The following is a 24,732-nucleotide window of genomic DNA, read 5'->3' as shown; positions in this document are numbered from 1 at the left end:
TTTAAATTCAGTTACACGCCTAAGGTCGCGCCGCCATCTACGCATAAATTATGCATCGTAATATGCCCTGCCTGGCCAGAAACCAAAAAGAGCACCGCATCCGCAATATCCGAAGGCTTGGCTAGTTTTTTGAGCGGAATCCCTGTTTTAAATGTCTCAAGTGATCCTTTTATGACTTGCTCCGCTCCATTCTCGTCGGCCCATAATGACCACTGCATGTCTGTTTCCGTTGATCCGGGAGATACAATGTTGCAGCGAATATTGTATTCTGCAAGCTCAAGGCCAAGGCATTTCGTAAACATCACAGCCGCAGCCTTTGAAGACGCATATGCCGCCATAGATGTTCTTGGTATACCGGCAGCATTCGATCCGACTGTTACAATCGAACCCGATCTTCGGTCCATCATATATTTGCTGACTGAACGCGAGGCGTTAAATACGCCAGTCGAATTCACTGAGAACGTCGCCTCCCATTCCTCATCGCTAAGCGAATGGATCAGTCCCGGGCGAAGGACACCCGCTACATTCACTAAAATATCAATCGGCCCCATTTCACGTTCGATGCGCGCCGTGATCTCATCAATCGCCGCGCTGTCTCTCACATCCGCAGGAAAAGCTTCTGCATGGCGGCCTTCTGCTTTGAGGCTGCTCACAACCTTTTCCAGCTTTTCAGGATTATAATCAACTGCCGCAATATGTGCGCCTTGACTGGCAAGCGTCCGCGCAACAGCTTCGCCTATTCCTTGGGCAGCCCCTGTTATAAAAGCAATTTTTCCCTCTATACTCTTTGCATTCATATCATCAATTCCTTTCTTCGCTCTAAATGCCGAACAGACATCCAGCGAAAAAGACTGCTGCGCCTTGAAAAACGCAATCCATTGATAATGATTATCATTATCAATTATAAAAATAATCATATCCAAATGTCATGTGACAGTCAAATATAATTTCAGTGACAAATATTTTTTTAAAGGCAAGGCTGAGTATGTCTCAGCCCATTGATAGATGCGGTCCGTCAGGGTGAAGCGCAAAACGCAGCGCCCTGCTGACCAAAACAGGAAGAACTGAAATATGTCCTTCTCCTGAAAACTCGCAAAATTCTGCCCGTATGCCTTGTTCAGATAAAACGGCCAGCCGCTCATAAAGCTTCCTTGCATTATCATTCATCCGGCTTTTATGATGCTGCTCCAATTCTCCTACGGCAAGCAGGATATTGATAGGCTGATTGTTTTTCTTGGTGAGAGAGACGAAATGGTCCGTTTTCTCGAGAATAAACGGTTTATTCCAATGAATGGACGGACTTCCCGCGATATACGTTTGAAACGCATCGGGCTTTGTTAGCAGCACCTGCAGCACGAAAAGCCCTCCGAGCGAATGGCCAAAGATTGTTTGTCTTTTTTTATCAATCTGGTAATCTCGTTCTATCTCCGGTTTTAAATCCTCTTCAATAAATCTGAAAAAGCCCTCCGCTCCGCCATGCTCCGGCCATTCTCTGCCGTCGGGCCTTTCCGGCAGCTTCGATTGGGCTGTTGGCATTGTAAAATCCCGGTGGCGTGCTGAGGAGAACGGCTCCGCTGTCTCATAGCCAATGCCGACGATCACTGCAGGGATCACCCCGGTTTTTTCGGGTCGGCGTCCCTGTATTCGAACGGCTTCCGTCATCGTTCCGAAGACAGAATTGGCATCCAGCAGATAAATCACAGGATAACCAGCGGGTGGCGGCGGCGTACTAGGTTTCGAGATAAAAATGTGATAGGTACGGTTTTCATTGCGTGAAGACATCATACGCACTTCCGTACCAGGAATCGTAAATGCGTTTGATGTCCCGCCATTTGTCCGGTCTGTTGTTTGCTCTTTCATGCAGTACGACATTCCTCTCCTTAAACTAAACCGCAATGTATGATAATGATTTTCACTATCAACTAGACACCTCAAATAATAGGTTTTCTTCCAAAGAAAGTCAACTTTTTCCCGAATAAAAAAGGCACCTTGATCAAATAAGGTACCTGCAGACTATCAATATGGAAGTAAAAACCTAATAAAGATGCGGATTGTCCTATTTGAAATAGAACCTTAATCCCATGTAAACCTTTGATTTTGCCAAGGGTCGCCTCTCATGTGATAGCCATTCCGCTCCCAAAAGCCAGGGTGATTTTCTTTCGTAAATTGGATGCCGCGCAGCCACTTGGCGCTTTTCCAAAAATATAGATGCGGAAACACACCCCGCAGCGGAAAGCCGTGTTCAGGGGTTAAAGGTTCGCCATTATGCGCATAAGCCAGAAGGGAAGTTTCCGCTAAGAAATCATCAAGCGGCAGATTGGTCGTCCAGCCCTCTTCAGCATGTAAAATGACGTAGCCAGCTTCTTCTTTTACACCCGCTTTTTCCGCTATATCACAAGCCCGCACGCCTTGCCACACATTATCAAGCCTTGACCATCCCGTGACACAATGAATGTCATTTTTCGATTCATACCGTGGAAAGGCTTTGACATCTTCAAAGCTTAGCAGCATCGGATGGTCAACCAAACCGTATACTTGAAGATTCCATTTCGTCATATCTTCGTAATATGGGACATTTCCGGTATGAAGCACAGGAAATGAAGTGGTGATGTTTTGATTTGGCGGCACTCTTCTAGATTGATCGGACTGTTTTGTTTTTCCGAAATACATATGGGCCTCCTTTTTGTTAACCTAATTTAAAATCATGTTGACAATCTTTTTGTTCTTTATTACTCTATGATTGTGTATGTCAACCTAAGGGGGAACAACGATGAAACAACGTAAACTTCGTGCGGGAGATATGGCGCTGATTGGCATGTTCGCCGCACTTATGGCTGTCGGGGCCAACATTACATCAGTAGCACCCTTTTTACAAGTAGCCGGCATTCCGCTTTCGATGCAGCCGTTTTTCTGTCTCTTGGCAGCTTTGCTTCTTGGCAGCAAACGAGCAGCGATTGCCATGATTGTATATGCACTTGTCGGATTGGCCGGAGCGCCTGTGTTTGCTCAATTTTCAGCAGGCTTCGCCCCGTTTGCAGGGAAAAGCGGCGGGTTTATTATCTCATACATCCCGGCAGCATTTGCAGCGGGGTGGTTTTTAGAACGAAACATTCAGCCAAGTAAAATTCGATTTCTCATTGCTTCACTTATCGGAACAGCGATCATGTATCTCATCGGCACTACCTATATGTATCTTGCACTGAAGCTGTGGATTCATACGCCAGTGAGCTACGGCACGGCTTGGGGCTTTATGATTTGGTTTATGGTAAAAGATACAGCGCTGGCTGTGATACTGTCGTTTATCGCACCAGCAATCTACCGCTCTATTCATAAAGCAACCGGCTTTAACAGAAATCACATATCATCTACGTAAACGTTTTTTTATCATAACGAGAAAAGGCTCCCCAGTAAATGGGAGCCTTTTTCCTATAAAACAAGCGCTGCAATCCAGCCAAAGATGACAAGCGGAATATTATAAAATATAAACGTCGGCACACAAGTATCCCAAATGTGGTGATGCTGGCCGTCCGCACTCAAACCTGAAGTCGGCCCAAGCGTACTGTCACTGGCAGGTGAACCGGCATCGCCGAGGGCAGCAGCAGCTCCGATAATCGCAATCGTTGCCATCGGGCTGAATCCAAGCTGCATGCATAGAGGCACGAAAATGGTTGTGATAACAGGAATCGTCGCAAAAGAAGATCCGATCCCCATTGTAATTAATAAGCCGACAATGAGCATCAGCAATGCGCCCAAGGACTGACTGTGTCCGATAAAACCAGCTGACGTTTTGACCAGTGACTCGACATCTCCGGTTTTCGTCAATACGTTTGAAAATCCGGCTGCAACAAGCATGACAAAGCCGATAAAGGCCATTAAAACCATTCCATCAGTAATCAGTGAGTCCGCTTCATCACGCTTCATCACACCGCTGACAAACAGAACAATCAGACCAGCGAGCGCCCCCATAATCATTCCTTCTACTCCCAAAGTCTGAGATAAGTAAAGCTGGACGCCGAGTGACACAACAATGGCTAGAACCGCGATACCAATGCTTTTTCTCGTATATGGCGATGCTTCTGCACCTGAAATGTCTTTTGTTTCATATTGTTTCGGTTTACGGTATACGATCACTGATAAAATAAGGCCGACAACCATACCTGCAACTGGAATAATCAGTGCGTACGGAATATCAGCAAGCGGAACGTTTAACCCAGCATCCGCCATATTGTCCTTCAGCATGCCTTGGAAGATTTGGCCGAAACCGACCGGAAGCAAAATATAAGGAGCCGTTAAGCCAAATGTAATTACACACGCGATCAGACGGCGGTCCATTTCAAGTTCATTAAAGATTTTCAAAAGCGGCGGAATCAGCACCGGGATAAACGCGATGTGAACCGGAACGACGTTTTGCGAAAAACAAGATACAATTAAAATAATCAGCACAATCAGCACCTTAGACAGTGCTTTTTTTCGAGAATCTTCTTTATTTCCGATTAATTTAACGGAGGCTTCCACCATTGCGTCCGGAAGACCTGTTTTCGTCAAAGCGGCGGCAAACGCGCCAAGCATGGCATAGCTGACTGCAACGGTGGCATTTCCGCCGAGACCGTCTGTGAAAGCTTTAACCGTTTCGCCAAGACCGAGCCCGCCTGTTAACCCGCCGGCCAAGGCGCCTATAATTAATGCGATAACAATATTGACACGCAGCAGGCTTAATACAAGCATAAGCAGGACTGCGATGACGACTGCATTCATGATGATACCCCTCCAAAAATCCTTTAGTTTGCTAATGTAGTAGATAAATAAAGTACGAACGTATCGTATCATAACCGATCCACTTTAGTCAACTAAAGATTTCGGAAGAAAAAATCCCTGCCGCATCATAACAGCAGGGATTTTTCATTACTCGTTTTTATCTTCTTCCAATGTAAATCGCTCCGCAAGTGTAGCCAGTGTTCTTGCCATAACGCCAGTAGCCCCGGCCGGCCCGAAGCAGGTTGCTTTATTGGCAGTCGCTGTTCCTGCAATATCAAGGTGAACCCAAGGTGTTGACTCAGCGAATTCACCAAGAAACGTTCCTGCCATAATCGCATGTCCCTCGCGTCCCGGTGAATTGTTGAGATCCGCCATTTGGCTGCTTTTCACGCGTTTTTTATCCTTCTCTGTTATCGGCAGCTGCCAGATCGCCTCTCCGCACTCTTGTGCAGCATCAGCTACCTGCTGGTAAAAGCTTTGATCATTTGTCATTGCACCGGTTGTTTCTGTTCCTAATGCCACAACGACGCCGCCGGTAAGCGTAGCTACATCGACAAGAACTGATGCGCCATGCTGTTTCGCGTATGTAATGCCATCTGCAAGCACTAGCCTTCCTTCAGCATCCGTATTAAGGATTTCTATTGTTTTTCCGCTTAAAGATACGATCACGTCATCCGGCTTCATGGCCCCGCCGGAGATCATATTATCGGTTGATGGAATAACGGCCAGCACGTTTTGCTCGGGACGAAGCTCTCCGATCGTTTCCATAGCACCGAGAACCGCAGCTGCTCCTCCCATATCTGATTTCATGCCGACAATTCCAGATTTCGTTTTAATGGAGTAGCCGCCTGTGTCAAAGGTAATTCCTTTCCCGACTAGTCCAACGACGTTTTCCCATTCCTTTTTGCCCTGGTATTTTAACACAATCATTTTCGGCGGTTCGGTGGAGCCTTGGTTTACCGCAAGTATTCCGCCCATACCGAGCTCTTCCATCTCTGATTTCTCCAATATTTCACACTCAAAATCATATTTCGCCGCAAGCTCTTCAGCATACGAAGCAAGGTCAGTCGCTGTCAGCATGTTTCCCGGCATATTCACAAGCGTTCTAGCCGAATTTGTCCCTTGTCCGTATGCCTGGCCGACGCGAAGCCCGGCCTGCACTTCCTGTGTATCTTCATCTGTTACAACATACACAGCTTCAATTTGTTTGTCAGGCTCATTTGATTTGTGCTTATAATCCTGCACCTCATAGGAAGCAAGCAGGCAGCTCTCAGCTAAAGCATGCGCGGCATCGGCTGGAGGCACGTCTTCCGAAATAAACGTATCAAGCAGAACAGCAGTTTCTTGTTTTCGATCTTTATGAATGGCTTGAAAAACATGAGCAAAACATTCCTTCGCCTGTTCAAACGAATAATTTGCTTCTCTCCCCAGACCAACGAAATAAATCCGTTTCATACCCGCAGAAGATGGAGGGAATACTTTTGATACTTGATTCGGTTTCGCAGAGACATCCCCCTCTTTTAAAAGCTGTGTCAGATGGCCTTCGAGCATTTCATCAATTTCCAACGCTTTTCCTGTCAGCTGGCTTTTTTGAAAAAGCCCGACCACAAGGGTTTCTGTATGCTCTGATTGTTGAACCGCATAAAACATGAGGCTTACACTCCTAACGTAATGGGTATTTGTAATGAACAATGGTATAATAGGAAAAACATTCTTTCCACTATACTTATTTTAACAAACAACAGTCTAAGACTTGCTTTTTTCTTTTGAAACACGAAGGATTTTTCAAATAGAAAGGATGTCGCCGATGGAACTTTTAACGAATTTTCCTTTATTATCAAGCCTGGCCGCAATTATTTTTGCTCAGGTCATCAAAGTGCCCATACAGTTTATCGTGTCCAGAAAACTGGACTGGTCGCTGGTCACAAGCACAGGCGGCATGCCCAGCTCTCACTCCGCAGCGGTCACTGCACTTTCAACAGGCGTAGCCTTGGAGCATGGATTAGACTCCTCACTCTTTGCGGTTTCCGCCATTTTCGCCGTCATAACCATGTTTGACGCAACTGGCGTCAGACGTCATGCCGGTGAGCAGGCAACAGTCATTAATAAGCTTGTCATTGATTTTAACCGTTTCGTAAATGAAGCGAAGGACTTCCCTAAGGCTGCAGAGAAAGAAAAGCAAAAAAAGCTGAAAGAGCTTCTCGGACATCAGCCGATCGAAGTCTTTTTCGGAGGACTAACAGGTATTTTACTGACATTGGTACTCGCTTACTTTTTCATGTAAAAAAACGCTCCTGCTTTCGCTGGAGCGTTTTATTCTTTCACAGTTTTATATTGATTTCTGAACACTTGCAAAGATTTTGTTTCATTGAGCTTCTCAAGCTCATCCTCGGTAATTTTTCCCGTTCCCTTTTTAATCACATATACATCAAGGGTTTTTTTGCCCCATTCATTGTATACATCTTTGACTGTCTCATAGTACAGATCAAGGCGGTTTCCCTTAATAGCTGATCCTGTGTCGGCCACAACGCCGAGACCGTAGTTCGGAATGAATAAAATTGTTCCGATCGGGAAAACGGACGGGTCAGCAGCAACCGTGGAATATAAATCCCGTTTCACTTTCACACCTGAATATGTAAGCCCGTATAATGGATCACCGGGATTTTTGCCCGTCGACTCAGCTCCTGCTGTGTAGCCTGTTGCTGTTACTCTTTGGACTGGATATTCATCCCAATCAAATGCCTCTTCTAACGGTTTAGTTTTATCCTCAGCCGCGGACGTGGTTTGTGTTTGTTTCTGCTGCAATGCTTTTAATGTCAGTCCTGCATGCTTCAAGTGCTTCTCCTGATGTTCCTGCACCCATTTTGACAAGTCCTTCGCTTCAATTCCTGACACTGATAAAAATGTCGTGCCAAATGCAAGCAGAAATAAACAGGTCATCAGCAAACGTCTGATCATATTCACATCATTCACCTCTCCTCCGAATCATTGTTCCCAAGTGGAGAGAGCATTATTCAAAATGATGAATGAGCTGAACGCATAAAAAAAGCTTTCTTTAGAAGAAAGCGGCATTTAAAACATTTGATATCCTCTTTTTCTGAGTATGTTGATCGCTATACCGGACACGATGGCGCCGGCCAAACCGCTGACTAAAATCAGTACATCGGCAGCCGCTAATGATAAGACACGATGAAACAGGCTGGCAAAGGATTCTCCCGGCGACTGGACATAGCTGATCAGCTTTTCTTTGCTGATAATGAAAAGGCATACAATCGGATAAATCACAGCCATAATCCAAGACATTCTCAGCAGCATGTTTAATAAGAAACCGATTCCAAAAAACAAGACAAAAAACAAAACAATTGAGATGATTACGACTGGCAGACTAATCAACCTATTCCACCCCCCTGCGTTGTTTTTAGTGTAACGCTGGGGTGGAAATAAAGTCAACGGCTGGAAAAAGAATGACTGTCTTTTCCTGTCCCCTGGCAAGACGGACAAGTCTCTGAACCGCCGAGAATCAATTGAAAATATCCTTTTCCTGAACAAAATGGGCATGCATGTGAAGCGGTTGTCGTTGCAGTTTTCATCTAATCATCACCCTTTTTCTTAATTTTCTGATAATATACCATATCAAGCTGTCAACAATAAAGTCAGATCATGTGACAAATCTTTTGATGTAAGCGGAAACATACTTATTTTCCTCTCGTTTTCTTTTTATTTTGGCGTTTTTTAATAAAGAAAACCCGCTTCCGCGGGTTTTTAGAAAAACTTGAACTTGCCTTTTTTCAATGTCAGTCCGAGTCCGCCAATCATAAACAGTGAGCGGTTATCAATGACTTTTTTCATAAACGAAGCGGGCGTGCCTTTCAGCTTTCTGCCATAAACAACCCCAACCGCGTTATGCTCGCCAAGAGAAGCCACTGTTCCCTTAATGTCCGGCTTGAATTCCTCAAGCTCTCCGCCTTTAATAAGCCTGCCAAGGTTTTTAGCGACCGTTATGCCCTGCTGCATTGCAATTTGCGCAGTCGGCGGATACGGGCGCTCTGTATCTTCATTCATAAACAGCGAGCTGTCGCCGAGAATAAAGACATTGTCATATCCCGGGGCGCGGAGATCAGGGTTGACTTTGACTCGGCCGCGCATATTCTCAAAACCGGCTTCCTCCACAATCGGATGACCGCGGACACCTGCCGCCCATACAACGGTTTGCGATTTGATCTGCTCTGGTTCCTCATCTTTTTTGCCGACTCTGACTCCTTCCGGTGTACATTCTTGTACAGCCGTGCCGATCTTGAACTCAACTCCGTTTTCCTCAAGATAATGTACGGCATAGTCAACAAGTTCCGGATCAAAGCCCGGCAAAACGGTCGGCGCTGCTTCCACACAAATGATGCGGACAAGGCTTCTGTCAACGTCATATTCCTTACAGAGCTCCGGCACGCGAGCAGCCAGTTCGCCAAGAAATTCAATTCCCGTAAATCCGGCACCGCCAACAACGATCGTTAACCTGTCCGGCCGTTTTTCCGCTTCCGTATTGTAAGTCGCAAACTGCAGCTCAATATGTTCCCGCAGCAGGCGCGACGTGTTGATGTTGGCAATCGGAAACGCATATTCTTTTAAGCCTTTAATGCCGAACGTTTCAGGCACGGCGCCGAGCCCGATGACTAAATAATCGTACTGCAGTTCTCCATTCGCAAGCACAACTTTTTTCTCATCAATTTTGATTGCCTTTACGGTATCCTGTACAAAATTCACCCGTGACTGGTTGATTACATCTTTTATCTGATAACGGCAGCGGTCATGATGGAGCGTACCCGCGCTCGCTTCATGCATCCATGTCGTTTCATAATGATAATTGTGTTTATTTACAAGCGTAATGTCAGCATCATTCGGCCCGACATACTTCGTCAGCCTTGTCACCGTCATCAATCCGCCATATCCTGCACCTAAAATCACGATTTTGGGCTTATTCAATGCCATCACATCCACCTTCTCTTTTTTTGCTTTTGTTAGACCCATAATAAAATCATCATTTGTGTTAGCTTCAGCTTATTGGCGGGATTTTATGAAATATATTGAAAAGTTTTTTGTGAAGTCCTTACCCGTAGCACTATTATCATGTTTATCCGGCTGGCCCAAGAAACATTCAGAAAAAGATCATTTCATTTGGTTATTATCGTAGCGGCCTGCGGAAATATTTTCAAGAACGGATGGGCACGTTAGATCCTTACGATTTTTTCTGCTGACTCGTCAATTTGAACGGCAATATGGTATAATTAATAACAATTTTCATTTAGGAGGCAATTTTCGTATGCGAGAGGATACAAAGGTTTATGATATTACAATTATAGGCGGGGGACCGGTCGGCTTATTCACCGCTTTTTACGGCGGGATGAGACAGGCAAGCGTCAAAATTATCGAAAGCCTGCCTCAGCTCGGCGGACAGCTTAGCGCCCTATACCCTGAGAAGTATATATATGATGTAGCGGGATTCCCGAAAATCCGTGCGCAAGAGCTTATCAATAACCTAAAAGAGCAAATGGCAAAATTCGACCAAACCATTTGTCTGGAGCAAGCGGTTGAATCTGTTGAGAAACAAGCGGACGGCGTGTTTAAGCTTGTAACAAATGAAGAAACCCACTACTCTAAAACGGTCATCATCACTGCAGGAAACGGCGCATTCAAACCGAGAAAGCTGGAACTTGAAAATGCCGAGCAGTATGAAGGCAAAAACCTCCATTACTTCGTTGATGATCTGCAAAAATTTGCCGGCAGACGCGTTGCGATCCTTGGCGGTGGAGATTCCGCGGTTGACTGGGCGCTTATGCTTGAGCCGATCGCAAAAGAAGTATCGATCATTCACCGCCGTGACAAGTTCCGTGCGCACGAGCACAGTGTGGAAAACCTTCATGCGTCGAAGGTTAATGTCCTGACACCATTCGTCCCTGCGGAGCTGATCGGCGAAGACAAAATCGAACAGCTAGTGCTTGAAGAAGTGAAAGGCGACCGCAAAGAGATTTTAGAAATTGATGACTTAATCGTCAACTACGGTTTCGTTTCATCTCTTGGACCGATCAAAAACTGGGGTCTGGACATCGAGAAAAATTCCATTGTCGTAAAATCAACAATGGAAACAAATATCGAAGGCTTCTTTGCAGCAGGTGACATTTGTACATACGAAGGAAAAGTCAACCTGATTGCCAGCGGCTTCGGCGAGGCACCGACAGCAGTGAACAACGCCAAGGCTTACATGGACCCGAAAGCCCGCGTACAGCCTCTTCACTCAACAAGTCTTTTTGAAAATAAATAATAAAAAAGGAGCTTGTGTCTGCGACACAGCTCCTTTTTTATTTGAAGATATTTATATAATTCAATGCAGTTCCTACAACCAGCGCAATCACAAGGGCTGCGACTACCCAGATCATTGCCATAATAATGCGGTCCTGAATCTTTTGGGACTTCGGTATTTTTTCTTCGTTTTGGGCCATTTTATTCGCTCCTTTCCCATGTCCATGCCAAAAGAAAGCTTGGTGCTGAACGACCAAGCTTTGCTGAACGTATATCATTCGCGTTTTGATCCGCTCTCTAAGACCATTCGTTAAAACTATGATACCTAAACTCACCCTGCATGACAAGCTTCGGCACTTGCACCATACCTGCCAGCAAATCATAATGTTTGACATCCTAAATAAAACAGAGTACATTATAGAAGGCGAACATTTCATATATTATACTTTTAAATATTCGTTTTTAGGAGTGAAAAACATGGAAAACGTATTTGATTACGAAGATATTCAGCTAATTCCTGCAAAATGCATTGTAAATAGCCGTTCAGAATGTGATACATCCGTACGTTTAGGCGGACGTACATTTAAATTGCCCGTCGTCCCTGCCAATATGCAGACGATTATAGATGAAAAACTAGCGATTTCATTAGCCGAAAATGGCTACTTTTATGTGATGCACCGATTTGAACCTGAAAAACGGATTGATTTTATTAAAGATATGAACGCACGCGGGTTATTCTCTTCTATCAGCGTGGGCGTCAAAGATGAGGAGTATGAATTTGTCCGCCAACTGGCAGAAGAAAATCTGACTCCTGAATACGTGACAATTGACATTGCTCACGGGCACTCAAATGCTGTCATTGAAATGATCCAGCACCTTAAAAAACATTTGCCGGACAGCTTTGTTATTGCTGGCAACGTCGGAACGCCGGAAGCAGTCAGAGAGCTTGAAAATGCGGGAGCGGATGCCACTAAAGTCGGCATCGGACCGGGAAAAGTATGTATTACGAAAATCAAAACCGGCTTCGGCACAGGCGGCTGGCAATTAGCAGCGCTGCGCTGGTGTGCCAAGGCTGCCAGCAAACCGATTATCGCGGATGGCGGCATCCGCACCCATGGCGACATCGCAAAATCAATCCGATTCGGCGCAACGATGGTCATGATCGGTTCACTATTTGCCGGACACGAAGAATCGCCAGGCCAAACGATCGAAAAAGACGGAAAGCTTTACAAGGAGTACTTCGGCTCAGCCTCTGAATTCCAAAAAGGCGAAAAGAAAAATGTCGAAGGCAAAAAAATGCATGTGGCGCATAAAGGCTCAATCAAGGATACACTGATTGAAATGGAGCAGGATCTTCAATCTTCTATTTCTTATGCAGGCGGAACAAAGCTTGACGCCATCCGCAATGTGGATTATGTGATTGTGAAGAATTCCATTTTTAATGGGGATAAATATTAATCATAAAAAAACGCCAAGTCAGCGGTTCTCCGCTTGAGTTGGCGTTTTCTGCTACTTCTTCAGCAAAGTAAGCTTATATTTGCTTTTTGAATTTATCTTCCATCAGTTCTGCCATTTGTTTTGCATTTGGATTTTCTTCATTTTGCAACTGTTCAATAATGTTCATATAATCCGTTTCATTTCGGTTCTGGCTTAATTTATATGCCGCTTGAATATCTTCCACCTTAATCTTAAATCCAACGATACCTTTCAATTCACGTTCTAAGAGTTTTGGAGAAAGCTTATCCCATAAAACAGGATTGTCACGATGTTTTTCGTATTTCTCCAGCATGATTGTTAATTCTTCTGCTAATTCATCTTTCTCTAACATACTTGCTTTTCCATACATGTGGACAGCCTGATAATTCCACGTCGGAACATTTTCGCGAGAATACCAGGAAGAAGAAATATAAGCGTGCGGTCCCTGAAACATCACAAGTACATCTTCACAGGCTTCAAACGTTCTCCACTGAGGATTTCCATAAGCGAAATGCCCCGTAATATAGTAATGATCGTCTTTTTTATTGAATCCTAACGGCAAATGTGTGGCAATTGGTTTTCCTTGTTCTGTTGTGACAATCGTACCAAAGGAGTTTTCTTGTACAAAATTCCAAATTTCTTCAGCATTTGTGACTTTAAAATATTTTGGAATATACATCATCATCCACCCTTCGAAAAATATTATATGAGTGTTTTAGCCATGATTAAATCCGTTTGCTCTTCATCACCCATATAAAAAGAGTGGGCGCCGGTCTGAACAAACCCCATTTTCTTATAAAAGGCAATGGCATTTTCATTTTTTTCCCACACGCCTAGCCAAATGTTCTTTTTATTACGTTCCAGCGCAATTTCTATCGCTTTATTCAGCAGATGTTTGCCAAGCCCATGTTTTTGAAAGCTGTTCTTTATATAAATTCTCTCGATTTCAAGTGATTCAGCACCCATTTCTTCAGACTGAGCATCATCGATATTGACCTTTACATATCCAGCGATTTCATGATCAAAGTAAACAAAAAAGAATTGCGAAGACATATTGGATAACTCTTTTTCCAGCTGCTCAGTGTTAAATGCGCTTTCTAAATAGGCTTTCATATTTTCAGGTGAGTTCTGTTCTTTAAAAGTGTCATTGAATGTTTCAATACTCAATTGTTGAAGTGTTTGTAAATCTTCCCGGCTGCATTTTTTCATTTTTACACTCATTGTTCGGATTCAGCCCCTTTATTAAAAAATCAATTGTCTTGTGTCCCTTTTTAATATATCTAAACACGGAACAGATACTGGCCTTGTTACCATTCCAAAAATCTTCTTCATCATCAACTCCCTATCGTGATTTTGTTGTAAATGCAATAAAATATACTCCGCATTAAATATAGCGTAACTTTGCTGTATTTACAACAAAAATCAAACAACAAAGCAGCGTTTCTCATGCCGAAGTTCCCGGAACTCTCTGCATCATTTCCCCATAATAAAAACGCCTCCCTTAACGATGATTTATCGCTAAGAAAAGCGTCAGTAATAGTTGCTATCCGTTTTTAGTGCCTAGCACTCTTCAGGCTTGCCTGCATTCGTTGCTGTTCTGAACGAAGAACCGCAGCCGCATGAAGCGATGGCGTTTGGATTGTCGATGGTGAAGCCGCCGCCGAGCATGGATTGTTTATAATCAATCACGGTGCCGTTCATGATGTCAAGGCTTTCTTTGTCAACTAGAACAGTGATGCCGTGCTGATCAAACACACTGTCTGATTCACTCTTTTCATGCTCAAAGCCCATGCCGTAAGAAAGTCCGCTGCAGCCGCCGCCTTTGACGCCTACACGCAGAAACGCGTTTTCTTCTTCATGCTCTTTCATCATATCTTTTATATGCAAAGCTGCTGCTTCTGTAATTGTTACCGGGTTGCTCATCATTGTGAACCTCCTTTTAAAAACCGGTTGCTGTCTTTTATTATAAACATGATCGTTCCAATTCTCAAACAAGGTGTTTTACAAGAAATAGACACCCTCACAAACGGTTTCAGCCGGCCCTGTCATCATTACATGGCCGTTATCTTTCCAGTTTATCACCAAATCCCCGCCTGCTAAATGCACCGTGATGTCTTGATTTCGCTTTGATACGCCGTTTAATACAGATGCGACCGCCGCTGCACATGCTCCTGTCCCGCATGCCTGAGTAATCCCTGATCCCCGTTCCCAGACGCGGAAATGCAATTCTTGTTCATTCACGGTTTCAACGAATTCCACATTGATGCCTTCCGGAAATCTCGGATCTTTCTCAATCACCGGCCCCAGTGTCGTTAAGGGTGCCTGTTCAATGTCTGCGATCGGAAAAACGATATGCGGATTTCCCATTGAAACGGCAGTGCCTGTTAGTTCTACTTCACCAAATGCCATCGTTTCATTGATTGTGTGCTCTTCCCCGCCGTCAAGCATCGGGAGCTCGGATTTTGTCAAGCGCGGTTCGCCCATATCGACAGTGACCACATTCACTTTTCCGTTTTCGACTTGAACCTCCGCTTTTACAAGCCCGGAGAGAGTTTCAATCAGAAAAGATGTTTCCTCAACCAGCTTATGCTCATATGCGTATTTTGCGACGCAGCGCAGGCCGTTGCCGCAGTTTTTCCCTTCAGACCCGTCATTATTAAAAATCCGCATTTTAACAGGCGCTTGGTCTGATGGGCATATCAGGATCATTCCGTCGGATCCGATCCCTGTATAAACAGAAGAAACCTGAATTGCAATCTCTGACAGTTTTTCTTCTGGAAGCTGTTCTTCAAATTGATTCACATAAATATAACTGTTTCCCAGGCCGTGCATTTTGGTAAATCGAAATGAGTTCATAGGTGCCTCCAACTTTTTTTCTTTTTCTTAGTATAAAAGCTATTATAAGCGGACACAATACAATTATCCCCCGTTTTTCATACATAAAAGCTCCTTGCACTGACGCAAGGAGCTTTTATCGTTTATATAAACATGCCGGCAATGGCTGCGCTGAGCAGATTGGCTAATGTTCCTGCAAGAACAGCCTTCAGGCCGAGACGTGCGATATCTGAACGGCGGCTGGGCGCTAATCCGCCCAGCGTACCAAGCATAATCGCAATTGATGAAAAATTGGCGAATCCGCATAACGCGAAACTGATAATGGTAGCAGTTTTCTTAGAAAACTCGCCGATGTGCGGACCGAAGTTAGAATAAGCGACAAACTCATTCAGCACCAATTTCTGGCCGATATAGCTTCCCGCCTGCAATGCTTCATGCCAAGGCACGCCAATCAAAAAGGCGATAGGAGAAAACACATAGCCGAGAATGGATTCTAAAGTTACGCCTTTTAAACCGAACAAGCCGAAAGCCCCGCCGAGAATACCGTTTACTACAGCGATTAACGCAACGAACGCAAGCAGCATCGCCCCAACGTTTAACGCAATTTGCAGTCCTGTTGACGCTCCCTTTGCAGCTGCGTCAATGACATTGGCTGCGCCTTCGCCTTCATCCATTTTGAAATCGCTTTTTACGGTTTGCGTTTTTTCCGTTTCGGGTATAATCAATTTACCAAAGACTAGTCCAGCTGGAGCAGCCATAAAGCTGGCCGCCAGCAAGTATTCAATCGGAATACCGAGAAGCGCGTACCCAAACAAGGTAGATCCCGCTACTGCCGATAGACCGCTCGTCATAATCGTAAACAACTCAGAGCGCGTCAGCCCGGCAATCAGGGGTTTGATCACTAACGGAGATTCTGATTGTCCTACAAAAATATTGGCAGCAGCCGCCAGAGATTCCGTTTTGCTTGTTCCAAGGAGCTTCGACAATCCGCCGCCAATGACACGGAAAACGAGCTGCATGATTTTCAAATGATATAAAACTGCAATCAGTGCTGAGAAGAATATGATAACGGGCAGTACACTTAATGCAAATGCCGGACTGTCTCCGACCTTTAGAAGCGGTCCAAAAATAAAACTGATGCCTTCATTCGCATAGTCAATCAGAAGCTGTACACGGCTTGAAAACCATAAAAAAACAGCGCGTCCCGCTTCCCATTTCAACACGATGTATCCAAACGCCACCTGTGTGCATAAACCAACGATGACGGTTCTTATCTTAATATTGCTTTTCTTTTCTGAAAATAAAAACGCGATAGCAATGATCGCAACTGCGCCCAGCAGCCCCCACAGAACATTCATGAATACTCGTACACCTCTTAAATTTTATTTAAAAAAATATCTTTTATACGATAACAATAATATTTTTTGATGTCTACACATTTTTTTAGTTCTTTTGTACGACAAAATAAAAAAGGGCCTGTCCAGGCCCTTTTCTTTAAAACATTGGATTTTCTTCAATAAAGGTATATATATTCTCAACAAGCTCAGCAGGCGTTTCACCCATGACGACTTCTCCGTTTACCAGAGCGAAAAGCGATTCCATGCATGTCCCGCAGTAGCTTAAGCAGCCATATTCAAGGACATCAAGGTTGGGATCCTTCTCCAAAATCGCCCGGGCTTCCTGAGAGCCGTGAGCCAGATTGCTGACACAAAATTCAATCATTGGATTCATGCGGTTTCACCTCACATATGTCCATTATCGCGAATTTTTCACTATTCGTCAAAGACAACGGATGATTCAAAATTTATTATCGTAACATATTATTTCTCAAATAACGTTTTACTAATTTGTGTTTTCAGGCTAAATTGTAGGTTATTTTGAAACTATTATTGTGATTTTAGATCAAATTCGATATAATTCTAGATGTTATTTTACATAGTTCGTATTTTCTTCAATGTATCTATCATACTCTTCGGATTAAAGGGGAATTCAAATGAAAAAATTGGTCTTGATCGGCGGAGGTTACGGGAACATGCGTGTTCTTCATCGCTTATTGCCAAACCAGCTGCCTGATGATGTTTCAATCACGTTAATTGACAGAAATCCTTATCACTGCTTGAAAACAGAATATTATGCCCTTGCCGCAGGCACAATTTCTGACCATCATATCAGAGTGTCATTCCCAGAGCACCCTCGCCTGGATGTCCAATACGGTGATATCACATCAATTGATATTGTACAAAAACAAGTGCTGTTCCAAGATCGTGAACCGATTTCTTACGATGACGCCGTAATCGGGCTCGGCTGTGAGGATAAATATCACAACGTGCCGGGAGCGCCTGAATTCACCTACAGTATTCAAACCATCGATCAGTCCCGCGAAACCTACCAAAAGCTGAATAATCTGAGCGCTAATGCCACCGTCGCCATTGTCGGAGCGGGCTTAAGCGGCGTTGAACTTGCAAGTGAATTGAGAGAAAGCCGTGATGACCTGAACATTATTTTGTTCGACCGCGGTAATCTCATTTTATCAAGCTTTCCCGAGCGTTTAAGCAAATATGTGCAAAAATGGTTCGAAGAGCACGGTGTCCGCATTATTAACAGGGCAAATATCACAAAAGTAGAAGAAGGCGTTGTGTATAACCACGATGATCCGATTTCTGCAGACGCCATCGTGTGGACAGCCGGCATCCAGCCAAACAAAGTCGTCAGAGACTTAGATGTGGAGAAGGACGCACAAGGGCGTATTGTATTAACGCCTCATCATAATCTTCCAGGTGATGAACATCTGTACGTTGTCGGCGATTGCGCCAGCCTTCCTCATGCACCGAGCGCCCAGCTGGCAGAGGCTCAAGCAGAGCAGATTGTCCAAATCTTGCAAAAACGCTGGAATGGAGAAGCCCTGCCTGAATCAATGCCTCAGTTTAAGCTGAAAGGCGTCCTCGGTTCACTCGGAAAAAAAGCCGGCTTCGGGCTTGTTGCTGACCGTCCGCTGATCGGCCGTGTTCCGCGTATGCTGAAATCCGGCTTGCTGTGGATGTATAAACATCATAACGGTTAATGATTGAGAAGAACCGCTGATCAAGTCAGCGGTTTTCTGTATACCCATGCTTCTCCATTTCCTCATAAACGTCTTTTAATTTTGGATTGCCTTCACCGACAATTTTGTCTTCTACAAGCACAAGCGGATAAAAATACTCGTCATTTCTGATTTTTTCCGCAAGCTCTTTCGCATGTTCATTGTCAGGCGGCTCATGAATATCGATGTACTGCATCTCAAAAGGCTGATTTGGATATTTTCTTTTCAGCGCAGCCCCAAGCCACTCGTATGTATCCTTGGCTGTCGGCATATTGACACAGCTCGCACAAACGGTTTCTGCCCCGTACACGCTTAGCATGACTGGTTTCATCACTTGTAGACGCCCCCTTCTCCTATGTAAGTCCTTTCTTTTAAGTATACAGAGCCTAAGGGCGTTTTTATAGAAAAAAACCGTTTTTGTGTTGAAGTCTGAATGTGCTATAATAGGGAAAGCAACTTTGCAAACCAAACAATAGATTTTTATTGTTACACTGAATATAATGGTTTTATGACGACGAAAGGAGCGAATGTCATGACTGAAGTTGAAATGAAAGAACAGGTGCAGGAAGTACTGGACAAACTTCGTCCGTTTTTACTTCGTGACGGCGGTGACTGTGAGCTTGTAGACGTAGATGAAGGTATCGTTAAGCTTCGTCTTCTAGGCGCATGCGGCAGCTGCCCAAGTTCAACAATTACGCTGAAAGCCGGAATTGAGCGCGCTCTTCTAGAAGAAGTGCCGGGTGTCGTTGAAGTAGAACAAGTCTTTTAATAAAGCAGCCAGGCGGATATTTGATCAGCCTGGCTTTTTTTATTAGAGATATTGGTCAAACCATGAGCTGATATAATTCAGGCGCTTGATCCGCTGTCTTGGGTGTCCGGTGCGTGACAAATTGTGCGATGCATTCGGAAAACGGACAAGCTTGGTTTCCTTGCCCATTTTTTTCAGAGCGATAAACAGCTGCTCCGCCTGCTCGATCGGGCATCGGTCATCCCGCTCGCCATGCAGTATCAAAAGCGGTGTCTCCACGTTTGCTGCGTATTTTAAAGGAGACCGGTCCCAGAGCTTTTCTGTGTCCTCAAACATGTCATGCTCAAGCTGCCAGTCTGTAAAGAAATAGCCGATATCACTGACGCCGTGAAAGCTGATCCAGTTTGAAATCGAGCGCTGGGTGACGGCAGCTTTAAAGCGGTTTGTCTGTCCGACGATCCAGTTGGTCATAAAACCTCCGTAGCTTCCGCCCGTGACACCAAGCCGCTTAGGATCAATATGCGGATCTCGCTTGATAGCCTCATCCACAGCTTGCATCACATCGTCATAATCCTTTCCTCCATAATCTCCTCTGACCGCATTCACAAATTCCTGCCCGTAGCCGTGGCTTCCTCTCGGATTGATATAAACGACCGCGTATCCTTTCGCCGCCAGCACCTGAAACTCATGAAAATATGTATGTCCGTACATCATATGCGGACCGCCGTGTATGTTGAGAATAAGTGGATATGTTGTCTCACCTTCCATTTGTGCAGGCTTCATCAGCCAGCCGTTCACCGTCACGCCGTCTTCTGTAGCATATTGAATCTCTTCAGGTATTGATATCATATGCTCACTGACAAACTTGTCATTCGCGCCAGTCAGCTGTTTCTCTTCCTGTCCAAGCGGGATACTGTAAAGCTCACTCGGTCTGTCCGGCTTTGTCACACTGGCAATAAAGTGCTGTTCATCAGGTGAAAGAGAAAAGCTATTGATGTATTCTTTTTCCAGACGAACTGGATACACAAGGCCTTCAATCGAAATATAATAGATGCCCGTACTGCCTTGATCTGTGCCGATGACATAAAACCCTTGGCTGTCCTTTGTCCAAATCGGGCGCTGTTCAGCACCACCGATCAATGAATCTCCAATCAGCGCATCCGCTAAATGAACGTCCAGCATCTCAGTCAGACATGTGAGGCGGCCTTGTTCGATATCATAGAGCCACGCCTTTGAGAGCGTTGCATTCTTATATTCCTTTTCATTTCCAAGCAAAGCAAGATACCTTCCGTCTGGTGAAAATGAACTAGATCCGAATGAGCCGCGATGAGGTGTAACCTGCTTAAGATCTCCAGACTCCAGTGACATCATGTAAACATCATGCGGCTTGCTGGCATCATCTATTTCAGTTAAATTAGCTGAGAAAACAAGCCATTTGCCGTCAGGAGAAAAAGCAGGATCACCATGATCAGCTTTGTGACTTGTCAGCTCCTTCATCTCACCCGACTTTACGCTGACAAGCACAAGCTGGGCATACGCGCCTCTCGTCAGCCCTTTGCCGTCCCGTTTGTAGGAGAGGCTTTGCACTTCAACAGGTTCATAGCTGTCCTGCTCCGTTTTTTCTCGGTCATCAATGCTTTCTCCCTCTCCTAAACTGACAGTGACCAGAATCGATTCGCCATCCGGGGACCATATTGGCTTTGACACGCCATACGGGATATCAGTCAGTTTTCTCGCTTCTCCGCCTTCAGCGCTCATCATATACAGCTGTGCCGCTTCGCCTTCTCGATCAGAAATAAAGGCAAGCGTGCGCCCGTCCGGAGACCATCTTGGGTCGGTGCTTCGCTTTTCTCCATGTGTCCAAGGAACAGACCCGCCCGTTTTCGTTTCATAGATCCATATATTTGATGTATACGAATCTTTCTCTTGATTTACTTGTGATTTTACATATGCGGCACGGGTGCCGTCTGGGGCGTATTGAGGATCGGTCACAGAGACAATCGCTGTGATGTCGTCTGCGGTTATCAGCTTTTTCATATTCATCTCCTCCTTTTTACATGTATTTCGTTTTTCTAAATAAAAACTCCTTTATCTCCAGCAAAAAAAAGCGCCCTCCGCTGACGCTGAGGAACGCTTGGCATGATCTATACACTTTTTACTTGATATAAAGGATTTCGCTCTATTATACTTCCCTCTTTCGGAACGGTCAAAGCGTCTACTTCACAATGAGGGAAATGAAGCGCGAGCTGTTCTTTTAGCTCTTCTCCCTTTCCTTTTTCGGTCATGACGAGAATCGTTGGGCCTGCTCCGCTGAGAGCCGTTCCATATGCGCCCTTCATCTCGGCGACGTGCTCTACTTTTGACAGCTCAGGCACAAGCATCGCCCGGTACGGCTGATGGAACATATCCTTCTTCATGATTTTCCCGACAAGGGGCCAATCCTTGGACATGATCGCAGCAATGAGGATATTGCTGACAGCACTTGCTTTTACGGCATCGGCATATGGAAACTCCTTCGGAAGCACGTCTCTCGCGTCTCTTGTCAGCACTTCATAAAAAGGAATCACAACGACTACGTCAATGTCAGCATTCGGGACGCGGATCATTTGGGTCTCGTCATCCTCATGCAGACCGATCACAAGTCCGCCGACGAGAGAAGCGCCAGCATTGTCCGGGTGTCCTTCTTCTAGACTGGCTAAATGCAGCTTGTCCGCTTCAGACAGCTTTAAGCCGCATAATTCATCAGCCAGTTCAATGGCCGCTACAATCGCCGCGGCGCTGCTGCCAAGGCCGCGTGCAAGCGGGATGTCGCTCCACACCTTCACATGGACAGGAGGCATTTCTTTTCCGTACAAATCTGCGGTCCGTTTAGCCACTTGATAGATCAGGTTATCTGTACCCGCCGGAATTCCGGCGACTGTTTCTGTTTCAGCCTCAAAAGACCATTTGTCGCTTTCAAAGACGGTCAGCTTCAAATATCTGCTGAGCGCCATTCCGACTGAATCAAAGCCGGGGCCTAGGTTAGCTGTGCTTCCGGGAACAGTGACAGAGAACAGCATGTCGGCTTCGTTCATACACGGGCCGCTCCTTTTACATATTCAAGGATGCTGTCTTCATCAGTCGGCAATGTGACAGGCTTGATTTCTGAAATGTCGACCGCTGTGTTCGGATCTTTCAGTCCGTTTCCTGTTAACACAGCTACGACCTTGCTGCCTTTCGGAATTTCTCCGGATTTCACCTGTTTCAGCACTCCTGCGATAGACGCGCAAGAACCTGGTTCTGCAAACACGCCTTCTACACGGGCGATCAACTGATATGCGTGAAGGATTTCATCATCAGTGACTTCGTCAATTTTCCCATTGGATTCCTCGGCTGCCTTTACAGCTTTGTCCCAGCTTGCCGGGTTTCCGATACGAATGGCTGTCGCTATTGTTTCCGGATTTTCAATCACTTCATTGCGCACGATTGCCGCCGCACCCTCAGCTTCAAAGCCGCGCATTTTCGGAAGGCCTGTGCCGTTTTTCTCATGATATTCCTTGAAGCCCTTCCAGTACGCAGTGATGTTTCCCGCGTTTCCGACCGGGATCGCTAAAACATCAGGCGCTTCCCCCAGCTGTTCGCACACTTCGAAGGCAGCAGTTTTTTGACCTTCAATGCGGTAAGGGTTGACTGAGTTGACAAGGGCAATCGGTGATTTCTCACAGATGGAACGGACAATTTTAAGCGCATCGTCAAAGTTTCCGTCAATTGCGATAATCTCGGCTCCGTACATGACAGCTTGAGCGAGTTTTCCAAATGCAATTTTTCCGTTCGGGATGATGACAATGCATTTCATGTTAGCACGGGCTGCATATGCTGCCGCAGCAGCGGAAGTGTTACCTGTTGACGCGCACATAATCGTGTCATTGCCTTCTTCTTTTGCCTTTGCCACAGCCATAACCATTCCGCGATCTTTAAATGATCCCGTAGGATTGACGCCTTCCGTTTTGACATGAAGCTCAATTCCGAGCTGCTCAGACAGCTTCGGCAGGTGAATAAGAGGTGTGTTTCCTTCATGTAAAGTTAGCGCCGGTGTTTGATCTGTTACAGGTAAAAATTCTTTATATTGCTGGATAAGTCCTTTCCACATTAGCTCCAACCGTTCCCTTCTACACGATATGTGCTTTTGACTTCTTGAACGACTTCCAAATCATTTAGGTTTTGCAAAATATCACTGAAATCAGCTTCTGATGTATGATGTGTGACAATTACGATTTCAGCTAACTCATCATGGCCTTTAATTGGCAGCTGAAGGATTTTTTCAAAGCTCACGCCCCGCTCTGAGAACACAGATGTAATTTTCGAGAATGAACCAACCTCATCTTTTACATGAATTCTTAAAAACTGCTGTGCATAAATGTCAGACGGCGATTTCATGTTTTTCTCATATTGCGGTCCGACAAAGCTGTTGCCGGTTACACCGAGGCGCATATTTTTCATGACAGCGACGAGGTCAGAAACAACGGATGTCGCTGTCGGCATGCTTCCGGCTCCCGGCCCGTAGAACATCGTCTCACCGACAGCCTCGCCGTATACATAAACAGCGTTAAACTCATTATGAACAGCAGAAAGCGGATGGTGGTCAGGAAGCAGTGTCGGCTGTACGCTGACCTCGATTTTGCTGCCGTCACGCTGAGCAATCCCGATCAGCTTCATTGTATAGCCGAGGCGTTTGCTGAAGCTGATGTCCTCGTCTGTAATTTGGGAGATCCCCTTTACTTTGACGTCTTCCAGATCTACGTTCATCGAGAAGCCGAGGCGCGCCAATATCGCCATTTTCCGTGCGGCGTCAAGTCCTTCCACGTCAGAAGTCGGATCAGCTTCGGCAAAACCGAGATCCTGCGCTTCCTTAAGCACTTCCTCGTATGGGCTTTTCTCTTTGATCATTTTGGTTAAGATAAAGTTTGTTGTGCCGTTCACAATTCCCATCATTTTTGTAATTCGATCAGATGAGAGGCCTTCCTCTAACGTGCGCAGAATCGGAATCCCGCCGGCAACACTGGCTTCAAAGTAGATATCGCATCCATTTTCCTTCGCTTCAGCAAGCAGCTCGGAGCCGTATACAGCCATTAAGTCCTTGTTTGCTGTGACAACATGCTTTTTCGATCTCAGCGCGTCGACCAAATATTGTTTTGTCTGCTCAACGCCGCCGATCACCTCGATGACGACATCAACATCTGGATCATCAATGACATCATACACTTCTGTCGTGAGCACTTCCTTCGGCAAATCTACTTCTCTCTTTTTCTCTATATCTTTTACAAGCACTTTTTTTATCGTAACCGGACAGCCGACCTGATGCATAAGCTTATCCTGATGGTCTTGAATAATTTTAACGACACCGCTTCCGACGGTACCTAAACCTAAAAGCCCTACACGAATCGCTTTCAAAAAAACTCCACCTTTCTTTTGATTGTCCTCTTGAAAAAGACAATTGTTAACTCAACACAGACATATAAGTTACAAACATTATATAAGCCTGCTCCTGTTTTGACAAGACAGCATTAGG

General features: G+C 45.1%; 27 protein-coding genes. 6 read left to right on the top strand and 21 right to left on the bottom strand.

The genetic code is table 11. The features are described 5' to 3' along the window. Positions 1-11 precede the first annotated feature (11 nt). The 3 genes from NYE22_RS04985 to NYE22_RS04975 all read right to left on the bottom strand — a co-directional run bounded on the left by NYE22_RS04985 (position 12) and on the right by NYE22_RS04975 (position 2,670). Positions 12-797: a 2,3-dihydro-2,3-dihydroxybenzoate dehydrogenase gene (locus NYE22_RS04985; RefSeq protein WP_031315322.1), complete on the bottom strand. Its 786-nt coding sequence runs from the start codon at positions 795-797 to the stop codon at positions 12-14. Positions 798-990: 193 nt separating this feature from the next. Beyond that, the gene (gene besA, locus NYE22_RS04980; protein WP_070547713.1) at positions 991-1,860 is read right to left on the bottom strand and encodes a ferri-bacillibactin esterase BesA; all 870 of its coding nucleotides are present in this window, start codon (positions 1,858-1,860) and stop codon (positions 991-993) included. 213 nt (positions 1,861-2,073) lie between these two features. After that, a complete protein-coding gene (locus NYE22_RS04975; protein WP_342412360.1) occupies positions 2,074-2,670 on the bottom strand; it encodes a sulfite oxidase-like oxidoreductase in 597 nt (198 codons plus the stop codon). A 100-nt stretch (positions 2,671-2,770) separates the two neighbouring features. Here NYE22_RS04975 and NYE22_RS04970 point away from each other — a divergent pair, with 100 nt between their 5' ends. Further along, positions 2,771-3,373 carry a BioY family transporter gene (locus tag NYE22_RS04970; protein WP_003228737.1) on the top strand — a complete coding sequence of 201 codons (603 nt, stop codon included), beginning with the start codon at positions 2,771-2,773 and terminating at the stop codon, positions 3,371-3,373. Positions 3,374-3,426: 53 nt separating this feature from the next. On the opposite strand, the gene NYE22_RS04965 is transcribed toward NYE22_RS04970, so the two are convergent. Next, positions 3,427-4,755 carry a Na+/H+ antiporter family protein gene (locus tag NYE22_RS04965; protein WP_003228736.1) on the bottom strand — a complete coding sequence of 443 codons (1,329 nt, stop codon included), beginning with the start codon at positions 4,753-4,755 and terminating at the stop codon, positions 3,427-3,429. A 147-nt stretch (positions 4,756-4,902) separates the two neighbouring features. Further along, positions 4,903-6,405 (bottom strand): leucyl aminopeptidase, encoded by a 1,503-nt coding sequence (locus NYE22_RS04960; protein WP_342412359.1) that lies wholly within the window; start codon positions 6,403-6,405, stop codon positions 4,903-4,905. A 157-nt stretch (positions 6,406-6,562) separates the two neighbouring features. Between NYE22_RS04960 and NYE22_RS04955 the strand changes: the two genes are divergently transcribed. Beyond that, positions 6,563-7,039, top strand: coding sequence for a divergent PAP2 family protein (locus NYE22_RS04955; RefSeq protein ID WP_003244337.1), 477 nt, complete (start codon positions 6,563-6,565; stop codon positions 7,037-7,039). Positions 7,040-7,068: 29 nt separating this feature from the next. On the opposite strand, the gene spsC is transcribed toward NYE22_RS04955, so the two are convergent. The 4 genes from spsC to NYE22_RS04935 all read right to left on the bottom strand — a co-directional run bounded on the left by spsC (position 7,069) and on the right by NYE22_RS04935 (position 9,738). Next, a complete protein-coding gene (gene spsC / locus NYE22_RS04950) occupies positions 7,069-7,713 on the bottom strand; it encodes a stationary phase survival protein SpsC (RefSeq protein ID WP_163182295.1) in 645 nt (214 codons plus the stop codon). Positions 7,714-7,827: 114 nt separating this feature from the next. After that, complete coding sequence (locus NYE22_RS04945; RefSeq protein ID WP_257437328.1) at positions 7,828-8,148, bottom strand: YuiB family protein; 321 nt, start codon at positions 8,146-8,148, stop codon at positions 7,828-7,830. Positions 8,149-8,201: 53 nt separating this feature from the next. After that, positions 8,202-8,345: a YuiA family protein gene (locus tag NYE22_RS04940; protein ID WP_003243733.1), complete on the bottom strand. Its 144-nt coding sequence runs from the start codon at positions 8,343-8,345 to the stop codon at positions 8,202-8,204. Positions 8,346-8,517: 172 nt separating this feature from the next. Beyond that, positions 8,518-9,738, bottom strand: coding sequence for an NAD(P)/FAD-dependent oxidoreductase (locus NYE22_RS04935; RefSeq protein ID WP_161986403.1), 1,221 nt, complete (start codon positions 9,736-9,738; stop codon positions 8,518-8,520). 331 nt (positions 9,739-10,069) lie between these two features. Here NYE22_RS04935 and yumC point away from each other — a divergent pair, with 331 nt between their 5' ends. Beyond that, positions 10,070-11,068, top strand: a complete 999-nt coding sequence (gene yumC, locus NYE22_RS04930; protein ID WP_003220618.1) for a ferredoxin--NADP reductase 2 — start codon at positions 10,070-10,072, stop codon at positions 11,066-11,068. A gap of 37 nt (positions 11,069-11,105) precedes the next feature. Here yumC and NYE22_RS04925 read toward each other — a convergent pair whose 3' ends face one another. Further along, a complete protein-coding gene (locus tag NYE22_RS04925) occupies positions 11,106-11,246 on the bottom strand; it encodes a hypothetical protein (protein ID WP_161621278.1) in 141 nt (46 codons plus the stop codon). 277 nt (positions 11,247-11,523) lie between these two features. Here NYE22_RS04925 and guaC point away from each other — a divergent pair, with 277 nt between their 5' ends. Further along, entirely contained in the window at positions 11,524-12,504 is a 981-nt protein-coding gene (guaC, locus tag NYE22_RS04920) for a GMP reductase (RefSeq protein ID WP_014480732.1), read from the top strand. Positions 12,505-12,577: 73 nt separating this feature from the next. Here the strand turns inward: guaC and paiB are convergent, their stop codons facing one another. From paiB to NYE22_RS04890, 6 genes are all read right to left on the bottom strand, one after another. Continuing rightward, positions 12,578-13,201 (bottom strand): protease synthase/sporulation negative transcriptional regulator PaiB, encoded by a 624-nt coding sequence (gene paiB / locus NYE22_RS04915; RefSeq protein WP_069322868.1) that lies wholly within the window; start codon positions 13,199-13,201, stop codon positions 12,578-12,580. 23 nt (positions 13,202-13,224) lie between these two features. Then, entirely contained in the window at positions 13,225-13,743 is a 519-nt protein-coding gene (gene paiA / locus NYE22_RS04910) for a spermidine/spermine N(1)-acetyltransferase (protein ID WP_014477872.1), read from the bottom strand. Between the two features lie 339 nt (positions 13,744-14,082). Then, on the bottom strand, positions 14,083-14,445 hold the full coding sequence (locus tag NYE22_RS04905) for an iron-sulfur cluster assembly accessory protein (protein WP_003244166.1): 363 nt from the start codon (positions 14,443-14,445) through the stop codon (positions 14,083-14,085). Positions 14,446-14,523: 78 nt separating this feature from the next. Continuing rightward, positions 14,524-15,378: a diaminopimelate epimerase gene (dapF, locus tag NYE22_RS04900; RefSeq protein WP_003243745.1), complete on the bottom strand. Its 855-nt coding sequence runs from the start codon at positions 15,376-15,378 to the stop codon at positions 14,524-14,526. Positions 15,379-15,500: 122 nt separating this feature from the next. Next, entirely contained in the window at positions 15,501-16,715 is a 1,215-nt protein-coding gene (locus tag NYE22_RS04895) for a NupC/NupG family nucleoside CNT transporter (RefSeq protein ID WP_003228710.1), read from the bottom strand. Between the two features lie 136 nt (positions 16,716-16,851). Next, entirely contained in the window at positions 16,852-17,088 is a 237-nt protein-coding gene (locus NYE22_RS04890; RefSeq protein WP_003222913.1) for a YuzB family protein, read from the bottom strand. Between the two features lie 262 nt (positions 17,089-17,350). Between NYE22_RS04890 and NYE22_RS04885 the strand changes: the two genes are divergently transcribed. Continuing rightward, entirely contained in the window at positions 17,351-18,418 is a 1,068-nt protein-coding gene (locus tag NYE22_RS04885) for an NAD(P)/FAD-dependent oxidoreductase (protein ID WP_003228707.1), read from the top strand. 25 nt (positions 18,419-18,443) lie between these two features. On the opposite strand, the gene NYE22_RS04880 is transcribed toward NYE22_RS04885, so the two are convergent. Then, the gene (locus NYE22_RS04880; RefSeq protein WP_049140550.1) at positions 18,444-18,770 is read right to left on the bottom strand and encodes a YuzD family protein; all 327 of its coding nucleotides are present in this window, start codon (positions 18,768-18,770) and stop codon (positions 18,444-18,446) included. Between the two features lie 99 nt (positions 18,771-18,869). Between NYE22_RS04880 and NYE22_RS04875 the strand changes: the two genes are divergently transcribed. Continuing rightward, complete coding sequence (locus tag NYE22_RS04875) at positions 18,870-19,205, top strand: NifU family protein (protein WP_010886606.1); 336 nt, start codon at positions 18,870-18,872, stop codon at positions 19,203-19,205. Between the two features lie 42 nt (positions 19,206-19,247). Here the strand turns inward: NYE22_RS04875 and NYE22_RS04870 are convergent, their stop codons facing one another. The 4 genes from NYE22_RS04870 to NYE22_RS04855 form a co-directional block, all read right to left on the bottom strand. Further along, a complete protein-coding gene (locus tag NYE22_RS04870; protein ID WP_342412358.1) occupies positions 19,248-21,221 on the bottom strand; it encodes a S9 family peptidase in 1,974 nt (657 codons plus the stop codon). Between the two features lie 107 nt (positions 21,222-21,328). Beyond that, positions 21,329-22,258 carry a homoserine kinase gene (gene thrB / locus NYE22_RS04865; RefSeq protein WP_003228699.1) on the bottom strand — a complete coding sequence of 310 codons (930 nt, stop codon included), beginning with the start codon at positions 22,256-22,258 and terminating at the stop codon, positions 21,329-21,331. Then, the gene (gene thrC / locus NYE22_RS04860; RefSeq protein WP_032727094.1) at positions 22,255-23,313 is read right to left on the bottom strand and encodes a threonine synthase; all 1,059 of its coding nucleotides are present in this window, start codon (positions 23,311-23,313) and stop codon (positions 22,255-22,257) included. Before thrC ends, thrB begins: the two co-directional genes overlap by 4 nt. Beyond that, positions 23,313-24,614: a homoserine dehydrogenase gene (locus tag NYE22_RS04855; RefSeq protein ID WP_014477878.1), complete on the bottom strand. Its 1,302-nt coding sequence runs from the start codon at positions 24,612-24,614 to the stop codon at positions 23,313-23,315. Before NYE22_RS04855 ends, thrC begins: the two co-directional genes overlap by 1 nt. Between the last annotated feature and the right edge of the window lie 118 nt (positions 24,615-24,732).

Origin of the sequence: Bacillus sp. FSL K6-1560, from assembly GCF_038592935.1 — a bacterium.
GTDB classification, from domain to species: domain Bacteria; phylum Bacillota; class Bacilli; order Bacillales; family Bacillaceae; genus Bacillus; species Bacillus subtilis.
Note: the sequence above shows the minus strand (reverse complement) of the source record. Positions and strands in the feature narration are given on the sequence as shown.

What these genes read in the sequence shown, in the direction of transcription:
- NYE22_RS04985 (WP_031315322.1), bottom strand. Translation starts at nt 797, where the DNA reads ATGAATGCAAAGAGTATAGAGGGAAAAATTGCTTTTATAACAGGGGCT.
- besA (WP_070547713.1), bottom strand. Translation starts at nt 1,860, where the DNA reads ATGAAAGAGCAAACAACAGACCGGACAAATGGCGGGACATCAAACGCA.
- NYE22_RS04975 (WP_342412360.1), bottom strand. Translation starts at nt 2,670, where the DNA reads ATGTATTTCGGAAAAACAAAACAGTCCGATCAATCTAGAAGAGTGCCG.
- NYE22_RS04970 (WP_003228737.1), top strand. Translation starts at nt 2,771, where the DNA reads ATGAAACAACGTAAACTTCGTGCGGGAGATATGGCGCTGATTGGCATG.
- NYE22_RS04965 (WP_003228736.1), bottom strand. Translation starts at nt 4,755, where the DNA reads ATGAATGCAGTCGTCATCGCAGTCCTGCTTATGCTTGTATTAAGCCTG.
- NYE22_RS04960 (WP_342412359.1), bottom strand. Translation starts at nt 6,405, where the DNA reads ATGTTTTATGCGGTTCAACAATCAGAGCATACAGAAACCCTTGTGGTC.
- NYE22_RS04955 (WP_003244337.1), top strand. Translation starts at nt 6,563, where the DNA reads ATGGAACTTTTAACGAATTTTCCTTTATTATCAAGCCTGGCCGCAATT.
- spsC (WP_163182295.1), bottom strand. Translation starts at nt 7,713, where the DNA reads ATGATCAGACGTTTGCTGATGACCTGTTTATTTCTGCTTGCATTTGGC.
- NYE22_RS04940 (WP_003243733.1), bottom strand. Translation starts at nt 8,345, where the DNA reads ATGAAAACTGCAACGACAACCGCTTCACATGCATGCCCATTTTGTTCA.
- NYE22_RS04935 (WP_161986403.1), bottom strand. Translation starts at nt 9,738, where the DNA reads ATGGCATTGAATAAGCCCAAAATCGTGATTTTAGGTGCAGGATATGGC.
- yumC (WP_003220618.1), top strand. Translation starts at nt 10,070, where the DNA reads ATGCGAGAGGATACAAAGGTTTATGATATTACAATTATAGGCGGGGGA.
- NYE22_RS04925 (WP_161621278.1), bottom strand. Translation starts at nt 11,246, where the DNA reads ATGGCCCAAAACGAAGAAAAAATACCGAAGTCCCAAAAGATTCAGGAC.
- guaC (WP_014480732.1), top strand. Translation starts at nt 11,524, where the DNA reads ATGGAAAACGTATTTGATTACGAAGATATTCAGCTAATTCCTGCAAAA.
- paiB (WP_069322868.1), bottom strand. Translation starts at nt 13,201, where the DNA reads ATGTATATTCCAAAATATTTTAAAGTCACAAATGCTGAAGAAATTTGG.
- paiA (WP_014477872.1), bottom strand. Translation starts at nt 13,743, where the DNA reads ATGAGTGTAAAAATGAAAAAATGCAGCCGGGAAGATTTACAAACACTT.
- NYE22_RS04905 (WP_003244166.1), bottom strand. Translation starts at nt 14,445, where the DNA reads ATGAGCAACCCGGTAACAATTACAGAAGCAGCAGCTTTGCATATAAAA.
- dapF (WP_003243745.1), bottom strand. Translation starts at nt 15,378, where the DNA reads ATGAACTCATTTCGATTTACCAAAATGCACGGCCTGGGAAACAGTTAT.
- NYE22_RS04895 (WP_003228710.1), bottom strand. Translation starts at nt 16,715, where the DNA reads ATGAATGTTCTGTGGGGGCTGCTGGGCGCAGTTGCGATCATTGCTATC.
- NYE22_RS04890 (WP_003222913.1), bottom strand. Translation starts at nt 17,088, where the DNA reads ATGAATCCAATGATTGAATTTTGTGTCAGCAATCTGGCTCACGGCTCT.
- NYE22_RS04885 (WP_003228707.1), top strand. Translation starts at nt 17,351, where the DNA reads ATGAAAAAATTGGTCTTGATCGGCGGAGGTTACGGGAACATGCGTGTT.
- NYE22_RS04875 (WP_010886606.1), top strand. Translation starts at nt 18,870, where the DNA reads ATGTGCTATAATAGGGAAAGCAACTTTGCAAACCAAACAATAGATTTT.
- NYE22_RS04870 (WP_342412358.1), bottom strand. Translation starts at nt 21,221, where the DNA reads ATGAAAAAGCTGATAACCGCAGACGACATCACAGCGATTGTCTCTGTG.
- thrB (WP_003228699.1), bottom strand. Translation starts at nt 22,258, where the DNA reads ATGAACGAAGCCGACATGCTGTTCTCTGTCACTGTTCCCGGAAGCACA.
- thrC (WP_032727094.1), bottom strand. Translation starts at nt 23,313, where the DNA reads ATGTGGAAAGGACTTATCCAGCAATATAAAGAATTTTTACCTGTAACA.